This window comes from Sphingomonas bacterium (genome assembly GCF_903643035.1).
GTDB lineage: Bacteria > Pseudomonadota > Alphaproteobacteria > Sphingomonadales > Sphingomonadaceae > Sphingomonas.
The window spans coordinates 1-10,336 of the sequence record NZ_CAHJWW010000085.1 but is presented as its reverse complement, the minus strand read 5'-3'; the positions used below and the strand labels follow the sequence as shown (position 1 = coordinate 10,336).

The window sequence follows — 10,336 nt, the reverse complement described above, 5'->3', positions numbered from 1 at the left end:
GAAGGCGGCGCTGGCCGCGCGGATCGACGGGCAGGTGCGCGACATCACCCGGCCGTTCGAGGGCGACGCGCAGCTGTCGCTGGTGACGGCGCGCGACGAGGCGGACGCGCTGGAGCTCGTCCGCCACGACCTCGCGCACGTCATGGCGGAGGCCGTGCAGCACCTGTTCCCGGCCACGCAGATCACCTTTGGCCCCGCTACCGCTGACGGCTTCTACTACGACTTCGCGCCGCCGCCCGATCGCGGCCCCTTCACGGAGGAGGACCTGCCCGCGATCGAGGCGGAGATGCGCGCGATCATCGCCCGCGACGAGCCGTTCGTGCGCGAGGTGTGGAGCCGGCGGGCGCTGATCGATCGCTGGTCCGAGCAGGGCGAGACGTTCAAGGCGGAATGGGCGGCGGCGCTGCCCGACGGCGAGGAGCTGACCATCTATCGCCAGGGCGAGTGGCTCGACATGTGCCGCGGCCCGCACATGGCCTCGACCGGCAAGCTCGCGCCGGACGCGTTCAAGCTGACGCGCGTCTCGGGCGCCTATTGGCGCGGTGACCAGAAGAACGCGATGCTGAGCCGGATCACCGGCACCGGCTGGCTCAGCAAGAAGCAGCTCGACGCGCATCTGACGATGCTGGAGGAGGCGGCGAAGCGCGACCATCGCCGCATCGGGCAGGAGATGGACCTGTTCCATCTCCAGCCGGAGGCGCAAGGGTCGGTGTTCTGGCATCCCAAGGGCTATCTCGTCTGGCGCGCGCTAGAGGCGTACATGCGCCGCCGGCTCGACGCCGCGGGCTATGCGGAGGTCAAGACGCCGCAGCTGATGGACGCGCGCCAGTGGGAACAGTCGGGCCACTGGGGCAAGTATCGCGAGAACATGTTCGTCGTGCCGGACGAGGTGCCCAACGTCGAGGACGACCGTGCGGTCCTGTCCGGCGAGGCGGACCTGATGGCGCTCAAGCCCATGAACTGTCCCGCGCACGTCCTGATCTTCCGCCAGGGGATCAAGTCGTACCGCGACCTGCCGATCCGCATGGCGGAGTTCGGCTGCTGCCACCGCAACGAGGCGCATGGCGCGCTGCACGGCCTGATGCGCGTGCGCCAGTTCACGCAGGACGACGCGCACATCTTCGTGACGCAGGAGCAGCTGGTCGACGAGGTGCGCGCCTTCTGCGACCTGCTCGACGTCATCTACAAGGACCTGGGCTTCGACAGCTATGCGATCAAGCTCGCGCTGCGGCCCGAGAAGCGGTTCGGCTCCGAGGAGATGTGGGACTGGTCCGAACAGTCGCTGCGCGACGCGGTCGCCGCGACGGGTCGCGACACGCCGGCGTTCGGCTGGGAGGAACTGCCGGGCGAGGGGGCCTTCTATGCGCCCAAGCTCGAGTTCCACCTGACCGACGCGATCGGGCGGACATGGCAGTGCGGCACGCTGCAGACCGACACCGTTCTGCCCGAGCGCCTTGATGCGTCCTATGTCGGCGAGGACGGTCAGCGGCACCGGCCGGTGATGCTCCACCGCGCGATCCTGGGCACGTTCGAGCGTTTCCTGGGCATATTGATCGAACATCATGCGGGCCGCTTCCCGCTGTGGCTGGCGCCGGTGCAGGCGGTGGTCGCGACGATCGTGTCGGACGCGGACGATTATGCGACGGGGGTCGCCGCCGGGCTGCGCCGCGCGGGGCTGCGCGTGGAAACGGACCTGCGCAACGAGAAGATCAACTACAAGGTGCGCGAGCACAGCCTGGCGAAGGTGCCCAACCTGCTGGTGGTCGGCAAGCGCGAGGCCGAGGAGGGCACGGTGGCAATCCGTCGCCTCGGCAGCCAGGGGCAGGAGGTGCTGGGGCTGGCGGCGGCGATCGAGGCGCTGACGGCGGAGGCGACGCCGCCCGACCTCGTCGGCTAGCCGGGGCTCCGGGACCGCCAGCCGTCTTTCGCAAGTCAACGAAAAATACTATATCCGTCGGACAACCACAGGAGTCCCACCCATCCCACCTCCCATGATGCGCCGGCCATTGCAGGCGCCTGCGATGAACGGTCCTCGATTCAACGAGTTCATCACGTCCCCGAAGGTCCGCGTGATCGACGGAGAGGGCGAGAACCTTGGCGTGATGTACACGCGCGAGGCGATGGATCAGGCCAAGGAGGTCGGTCTCGATCTGGTCGAGGTGTCGCCCAACGCCGATCCGCCGGTCGCGAAGTTCCTCGACGTCGGCAAGTTCAAATACGAGGCGCAGAAGAAGGCCAACCTCGCCAGGAAGTCGCAGAAGACGCAGGAGATCAAGGAGATCAAGATGCGTCCGAACATCGACGACCATGACTACGACACCAAGATGAAGAAGGTTCACGACTTCATCGGCGAAGGCGACAAGGTGAAGATCACGCTGCGCTTCCGAGGGCGCGAGTTGAGCCATGGCCAGCTCGGCATGAACCTTTTGAAGCGGGTGCAGGACGACAGCGCCGAAGTGGCGAAGGTGGAGGCCTATCCCCGGATGGAAGGCCGCCAGATGCTGATGGTGCTATCGCCGCGCTGATCGCTCGGGATACGGCCGCATGGCCGCGACGCCAGGATCGTCGCGGCCATGCCTGATCCTCGGATCGCTGTGACCAATACATACGCTCATACCGAAAAAGACTCGAGACAAGGGCCGGGGTTGGACGAAGTCGCCGCCGGAGCTGACTCAACGAACAAACCATAAGTTCGAAAAACGGGAGAGGTGCATTGCTGAAGTCCACGCTGCTGTCGGCGGCCGCGCTTGTCGTGGCAACTCCGGTTTTCGGCCAGTCGGTAGCCAGTCCGGCCGGTGGACCAGCACTCTCCGGCACCGCGGCCAGCGACCGGGCGCCGCAGGCTCCTCCCCTAGCCGCAGGTCGCCCGGCGGACGCCGCCCGGCTGGCGGCCGGAACGGTCGACGACATCATCGTCACGGCGCAGCGGCGCAACCAAAACCTTCAGGACGTGCCGATCGTCGTCACGACCGTCGACCGGCAGCTGCTGCAGGATCAGGGCGTGAAGGACATCAAGGATCTGGCGGTGCTCGCGCCGGGTCTTCTTGTGACCTCCACCAGCAGCGAGGCGTCGACGACCGCGCGCATCCGGGGCATCGGTACCGTCGGCGACAATCCGGGTCTCGAAGCCTCGGTCGGGATCGAGATCGACGGCGTCTACCGCCCACGCAACGGCGTCGGTTTCGGCGATCTGGGCGATGTCGAGCGGATCGAGGTGCTCAAGGGGCCGCAGGGCACGCTGTTCGGCAAATCCGCCACCGCCGGCGTCATCAACATCGTCACCGCGACCCCGCAGTTCACCCTGGGCGGCGGCGCGGTGCTGGAGGGAGGCAATCACGGCGCGATCGGCGGCTCGGCCGAGATCACCGGGCCGATCATCCCCGACAGGCTCGCCGCCAGCATCTATTTCGCCGATCGGGAGCGCGACGGCTATTTCAACGTGAACACCGGCCGGGGTCCGCGCACCGACACATACGACACGAACCGCAACTTCTACACGATCCGCACGCAGCTGCTGTTCAAGCCGACCGATGCGCTGACGCTCCGGCTGATCGGCGACGTGTCGCGCCGGCGCGAGGACTGCTGCATCGCGGTGATCACCCGCGCGAGCCAGGCGCCGGCCGCCAACCTCGCCCAGAATCTGGTCGCGGCGCTCGGCGGCAGCGACGGCGATCCGGCGACGCCTTACGCGCGCAACGCCTATGCCAACCGTCCCGACCGGCAGGTGACCCGCGATCAGGGCGTGTCGCTGCAGGCGGACTGGGACCTCGGCCCGGGCGCGCTGACGTCGATCACGGCGTATCGCGACTGGAAGCAGACGGGCGGCTTCGATTCCGACTTCTCGACGACGGACATCGACTATCTGCCCGACGACGACAGCAACTCGTCGCAGTTCAGGACGTTCAGCCAGGAACTGCGCTATACCGGGACCTCGGGCCGGCTCGACTATCTCGTCGGCGGCTTCTATTCGAACGAGAAGCTGCGCCAGAACACCAGCGTGCTCGTCGGCAGCCAGTTCACGCCTTACCTAAGCCTGTTGTTCTCGTCGCTCGTCGAGGGCAGGCCGGATCCGACGTTCCTGCGGACCGGTCTCACCTTTCCGTTCGTGAACGGCGTGAACTATGCGGCCGGCACGGGTTCGGTCGATCGCTATCGGCAGAACGACGACACCTATGCGCTGTTCACCAACGACACGCTGCACCTGACGGGCCACCTCGATCTCAACCTGGGGCTGCGCTACACGATCGACGCCAAGCAGCTGAACACCCATAGCACCAACATCGGCGGTGGCGCGGGCTGCGGCGCGGCGAACGCCGCGTTCGCGATCCTGGCGCGGGTTAACCCGGCGGCGGCGCAGGCGCTGGACGTCGCCAACGGCACGCTTTGCCTTCCCTTCCTTAGCCCCGGTTACAACGCCTTCGACGACCTCCAGCGTTCGACCGAGCACAATCTGTCGGGGACCGCCAAGCTCGCCTACCGGTTCGACCGCGACCTGCTGGTCTATGCGTCGTACGCGCGCGGCTACAAGGCGGGCGGCTTCAACCTCGACCGGGTCGAATGCACGGTCGGGCTGCCCGGATGCGCGCCGGGAAGCGCCGCGGTCAATATGCCGATCGCGAACACCGCCTTCGGGAAGGAAACGGACAACGCGTTCGAGATCGGCGAGAAGGCGACCCTCTTCGATCGCAAGATGCTGTTCAACGTGACCGCCTTTTACCAGCGTTACTCCGGCTTCCAGCTCAACACGTTCAACGGCCTCGTCTTCGTCGTCGACTCCATCCCCCATATCGTCAGCAAGGGCATCGATACCGATTTCGTCTGGTTCGCGACGCCCAAGATCCGGTTCCAGGGCGGCGTGACGATCGCCGACACGCGCTACGACCTGACCAAGGCCCAGCTCGCCGACCTCGTGCTGCGCACCAGCTTCCAGGGGTACGAGACGGCGCGCCTGTCGCTCGCGCCGCTGGTCTCGGTGTCGCTGGCCGGGACCTATACGGTGCCGGTCTTCGCGAACGACAAGTTCCGCTTGAACATCGGCGGCAAATACTCGTCCGGGTACAACACCGGTTCCGATCTCGATCCCGGCAAGCGTCAGGGGGGCTATGTCCTTGCCAACGCACGACTCGCCTTCGGGCCGCGCAACGATCGGTGGAGCATCGAGGCGTGGGTCGAGAACCTGCTCGATACCGATTACCAGCAGGTGGCGTTCGACTCCGGTTTCCAGAACGTGCCCTCCAACGCGACCGGCACGCTCGACGCGTACCTTGGTGCGCCGCGCACGTTCGGCGGCACCCTTCGCGTGACATACTGATCCTTGGCCGGGGAGACCGGTCGGGTGCCCGGTCAAGGTCCTCCCGAACCTGCCGCTTCCAGCAGCGCGGCCTCCAGCGCCGCCAGCCTGCTCCTCGCATCCACCTTGTCCCCGGTCAGGTCGGTCAGGTAGAAGGTGTCGACCGCCCGTTCGCCATAGGTCGCGATATGCGCGGAGTGGATCGTCACCCTGGCCTGGAACAGCGCATAGGCAAGCTGGTTGAGCAGCGCCGGCCGGTCGCGCGCGTTCACCTCCACCACGGTGAAGCGGTTGGAGGCGCGGTTGTCGATCAGCACGTTGGCGGCGATCGGGAAGGCCGCCGCCCGCGGCCGCGGCGGCGCCTTGGCGAGCAGACGGTCGGCGAGGTGTCCGCGATTGGCGAGCGCGTCGGCGATGCTGACCCGCATCCGTTCGAGCTGCTGCGGCTCCTCGAACGGCCGGCCCCAGGGATCCTGCACCAGGAAGTTGTCGAGGGCCATGCCGTCGCGGGTGGTGTGGATGCGCGCGTCGATGACCGACCCCCCGGCGAGGTGGATCGCGCCGGCGATGCGATAGAACAGTCCCGGATGATCGGCGGCATAGATCGTCACCAGCGCCGCGCCCCGGCCTGGATACGGCTCCGCGCCGATCGACAGCGATGCGGTCCCGGCGTCCGAGATCAGTCGCGCGTTGCGTTCCAGCACGTCCGCCGGCTCCGCGATCCAGTAGCTGTCGGGCAGCCGCCGGACGAGCGCCGTGAACGCCGTCTCGTCGGGCGCGAGCGCGGCTTGCAGCCTGTCCTGCTTCGCCGCGATCCGTTCCGACCGGCCGCGCTGCTGGTGCCCCAGCCGCAGCACTTCCTCCGTACGCCGGAACAGGTCGCCGAGCAGCTGGCCCTTCCACCCGTTCCACGTTCCCGGCCCGACCGCGCGTATGTCGACGGTGGTCAGCACCAGCAGCAGGCGCAGCCGCTCGATGCTCTGGATGACGTCGCGCAGGTCGAGGATCGTCTTGAAGTCCGAAAGGTCGCGCTTGAACGCGACTTCGGACATCATGAGGTGGTGGCGCACGAGCCAGGCGACCGTTTCCGTCTCCGCCTCCGTCAGCCCGAAACGCGGACACAGCCGCAACGCGACCGCCTCGCCCAGCACCGAATGGTCACCGTCGCGGCCCTTGGCGATGTCGTGGAGCAGCACGGCCACATACAGCGCGCGGCGTGACATGATCCGCGGGACGACATCGCTCGCCAGCGGGTGATCGGCGGCAAGCTCGCCCTTCTCGATCCGCGACAGCAGCCCGATCGCGTGGATCGTGTGCTCGTCGACGGTATAATGGTGGTACATGTCGAACTGCATCTGCGCGACGATGCGGCCGAAGTCGGGAACGAAGCGACCCAGCACCCCCGCCTCGTTCATGCGGCGCAGTCCCCCGGCGGGATCGCGCGGGCTGGCGAGCAGGTCGAGGAACAGCGCATTGGCGCGCGCGTCGGCACGATAGTCGTCGATCAGCTTGGCATCGCGGGCGGCGGCGCGCATCGCCAGCGGGTGGATGTTCAATCGGTGGCGATCCGCGAGCGCGAAGATCGCCACCAGCCGTACCGGATCGTCGCGGAAGAAGCGGTCGTCGGGCAGGGCCAGCCGGTCGCGGTCGACGACGAACCCGTCGATCCGCCGCTGCCGCCGCGAAGGCGTCAGCCTGGTCAGCCGTTCCAGCCACCCGCGGGCGCCGCGTCCGTTCTCCTCTTCCAGATGCGTCAGGAAGAGCCCGGTCAGGTCGCCCACCGTCTTGGCCTGGAGGAAGTACAGCTGCATGAACCGCTCGACGTTCGACTTGCCGGGGCGATCGGCGAAGCGCATCCGGCGCGCGATCTCCGGCTGCAGATCGAAGGTCAGCCGGTCCTCGGGCCGGCGGGCGACGACATGGAGGTGGCAGCGCACCGCCCACAGGAACTGGTCGGCGCGGTGGAAGCGGCGGTATTCGGCGCGGGTGAACAGGCCGACATCGACGAGCTGCCCCGCGCGCTGCACGTCATGCACGTACTTGCCGATCCAGAACAGCGCATGGAGGTCGCGCAGGCCGCCCTTGCCCTCCTTCACGTTGGGCTCGACGACATAGCGCGTGTCACCCATCCGGCGGTGGCGCTCGTTGCGCTCGGCCAGCTTGTCGGCGATGAACTGGCGCGCGGTATCGGCCTGCACCTCGGCGCGAAAGCGGTCGACCGCCTCGGCATACAGCGCCTTGTCCCCCCAGACGTAGCGCGCCTCCAGCAGCGCGGTGCGGACCGTCACGTCGCTCTTCGCCTCGCGGACCATCTCGCTCAGCGAGCGGCTGGAATGGCCGACCTTCAATCCCAGGTCCCACAGCGCATAGAGCATCGATTCGATGACCTGTTCGGTGTGCGCGGTCGGCTTGTCCGGGGTGAGGAAGCCGATGTCGACGTCCGAGAAGGGCGCCATCTCGCCCCGGCCATAGCCGCCGACCGCGACCAGCACGATGCGCTCGCCGGCGGTGGGGTTGGGGCGTGGATAGAGGCGGGTCGTGGCCAGCTGCGCAAGCTGCATCAGCAACTGGTCCACCAGCCACGCCTGCGCCGCGGCGGCGTCGAGCCCGCGGGAGGGATGCACGAGCAGGCGCCGTTCGACCTCCGCGCGCCCATGCGCCAGCGCCTCCTTCAGGATCAGGGTGGCGGCGCGGCGCAGCGGCTCCGGGTCGGCATCCGGAAGCGCCGAGAGCCGGGCGGCGAGCACGACCGGGTCGACGATCGCGTCGCGATCGATCAGCGTGCTGAAGCAGCGCGGTGGACTGACGTCGCCCGTCGGTGCGGAGCCTGATGGGACGGATATGGGGCGAAATCGAGCCATGTCGCCCTGTACCGACTGACGACCGTCGCGTCATGTCGCGCTGTCATGCCCACCCGGGGCATGCGGCCTATTGGACCAGCGGCGATCGCTGCTCGGCGATCGACCGCGTCACCGACGCCTCGCGGAACGCGCGCAATGCCGCGATCCCGGTGAGCGCGACGGCGGAGACCAGCGCGCCCAGCAGCATGTCGGCGAGATAGTGCGTGCCCTCCACCGGCGTCGACAGCAGCATGAGCGCGTTGAGCGTCAGCAGCGGCCAGCGCAGCTGCCGGATCGGCCAGGCCGTCGCGATGTAGAGCACGGCCGCCGCCGTATGGAAGCTCGGCGCGGACACCAGACCGCGCAGCTGGCCAAGGTCGATCGAATGGATCGCGTGATGGCGCAGGGCCGGGATCAGCTCGGGCTGCCACAGCGCGCTGTCGGGCATGTACGGGACCGGTCCATGCCACAGCCGCGCGAACGGCCCTTCCGCCGGCATCGCCACGAACAGCGCGATCGTGAGGAACGCCGCCAGCCAGACGACGGCCAGGAAGGCGCGTCCATCCGCGCGCCGGCGGTGCCATGCGAACCAGCCAAGCAGGATGGCCGGGCTGACGTAGATGCTTTGATAGGCGAGCTGGCCGGCGACCTGCAGCACCGGATGCGCCGCGACGGCCAGGTACCAGTCGAGCCAGTGGAAATGGAGTCCGGCGTCGATCCGCTCCAGGGTCGGGTCGACGAACCCGCGTGAGCGGCCCGCGACGGGATAGGTGGCGATGGCGCCCATCAACGAGATGATGCTGACGAGCCCGCAGTTGACCGTGGCCTCGGCCACTGCCTGCCAGGACCGGGTCTTCGCCGTGCGCAGGAACCAGGCGGTGCCCAGCGTCAGCGAAAGCCAGGCAAGGATCGGCACCGCCGCGCGCGTGAAGATATGGACGGTGATGCCTGCGTCGACGAGCAGCCCCAGGACGATCGCCGCGGTACCGGCCATCGCCATCCCGATCCAGGCGAGCGGGAAGGCCGCAAGACGATCGATGTCCTCGACGCGGGATAGGCCGGCCTCCTGCGCGACCGGGACAGAGGCGATGGGCACGGCGGTACTTTCATGAAGCGCGGCGACCGACGGCCCGCCCCTGGCGACGACAGGCCGCTATCGTAGCGCGTGTGACGCTTTGATGAAACCGTCGTGACGACCCGGTACTCTCGCTGGCCGGTCCTTCGCCTGAATAGCCTCAACCGTCACGGGCGAGCGTCTTCAGCCGGTACAGCGTGTCGAGGGCCTCGCGCGGGGTCAGCCGGTCGATGTCCAGCGCCTCCACCTCCGCACGGATCGCGTCGCACGTCTGTTCCTCCGCCTGTCGGCCCGCCAGCGCGGCGGCGAACAGCGGCAGGTCGTCGAGGCCCGCGGCGATCCCGCCCGTCCGCGCACGGCCCGCCTCCAGCTTCGCGAGCACCGCCTTCGCGCGCGCGACGGTGGCGGGCGGCATGCCGGCGAGGCGGGCGACGGCGAGGCCATAGCTGCGGTCCGCCGGGCCGTCCGCAACCTCGTGCAGCAGGACCAGATCGCCCTTCCACTCGCGGGCGCGGACGTGATGCAGGCTCAGCTGGTCGCAGCGTTCGGCGAGCCGCGTCAGCTCGTGATAGTGGGTGGCGAAGAGGCAGCGGCAGCGGCCCTCGTGGATCGCCTCCGCCACCGCCCAGGCGATCGCGAGCCCGTCGTAGGTGGAGGTGCCGCGCCCGACCTCGTCCAGTATGACGAAGCTGCGGGCCGTCGCCTGCGCCAGGATCGCGGCGGTCTCCACCATCTCGACCATGAAGGTGGAGCGTCCGCGCGCGAGGTTGTCGGACGCGCCGACGCGGCTGAACAGCCGGTCGACGAGGCCGATGCGCGCGCTGGTCGCGGGGACATAGCTGCCCGCCTGCGCGAGCACCGCGATCAGTGCGTTCTGGCGCAGGAAGGTCGACTTGCCGCCCATGTTGGGTCCGGTGACGAGCCACAGCCGTGAACGCTCGCCAAGCGAACAGTCGTTGGCGACGAACCGCCCGCCGCCGCGCGCGACCGCCGCCTCCACGACCGGATGCCGGCCGCCCGCCACCTCGAAGCATGGCTCCTCCAGCAGCGCGGGGCGGCACCACCCGCCTTCGCACGCACGCTCGGCGAGGGCGGAGGCGACGTCCAGTCGCGCGAGCGCGTCGGCGGTGC

The 10,336-nt window shown here is 68.5% G+C and carries 6 protein-coding genes; 3 read left to right on the top strand and 3 right to left on the bottom strand.

Features of this window, described 5'->3' with window-relative positions; all coding sequences use genetic code 11:
* The 3 genes from thrS to HUV01_RS07295 form a co-directional block, all read left to right on the top strand.
* On the top strand, positions 1–1,897 hold a 1,897-nt coding region (gene thrS / locus HUV01_RS07305; protein ID WP_174297640.1), incomplete at its 5' end, for a threonine--tRNA ligase.
* A gap of 94 nt (positions 1,898–1,991) precedes the next feature.
* On the top strand, positions 1,992–2,525 hold the full coding sequence (infC, locus tag HUV01_RS07300) for a translation initiation factor IF-3 (protein ID WP_174297639.1): 534 nt from the start codon (positions 1,992–1,994) through the stop codon (positions 2,523–2,525).
* 188 nt (positions 2,526–2,713) lie between these two features.
* On the top strand, positions 2,714–5,311 hold the full coding sequence (locus HUV01_RS07295) for a TonB-dependent receptor (protein WP_174297638.1): 2,598 nt from the start codon (positions 2,714–2,716) through the stop codon (positions 5,309–5,311).
* Between the two features lie 32 nt (positions 5,312–5,343).
* On the opposite strand, the gene HUV01_RS07290 is transcribed toward HUV01_RS07295, so the two are convergent.
* From HUV01_RS07290 to HUV01_RS07280, 3 genes are all read right to left on the bottom strand, one after another.
* A complete protein-coding gene (locus tag HUV01_RS07290; protein WP_174297637.1) occupies positions 5,344–8,151 on the bottom strand; it encodes a [protein-PII] uridylyltransferase in 2,808 nt (935 codons plus the stop codon).
* Between the two features lie 67 nt (positions 8,152–8,218).
* Entirely contained in the window at positions 8,219–9,226 is a 1,008-nt protein-coding gene (locus HUV01_RS07285; RefSeq protein ID WP_254606455.1) for a phosphatase PAP2 family protein, read from the bottom strand.
* A 139-nt stretch (positions 9,227–9,365) separates the two neighbouring features.
* A partial coding sequence (locus tag HUV01_RS07280; protein WP_438827156.1) for a MutS-related protein occupies positions 9,366–10,336 on the bottom strand: 971 nt, incomplete at its 5' end.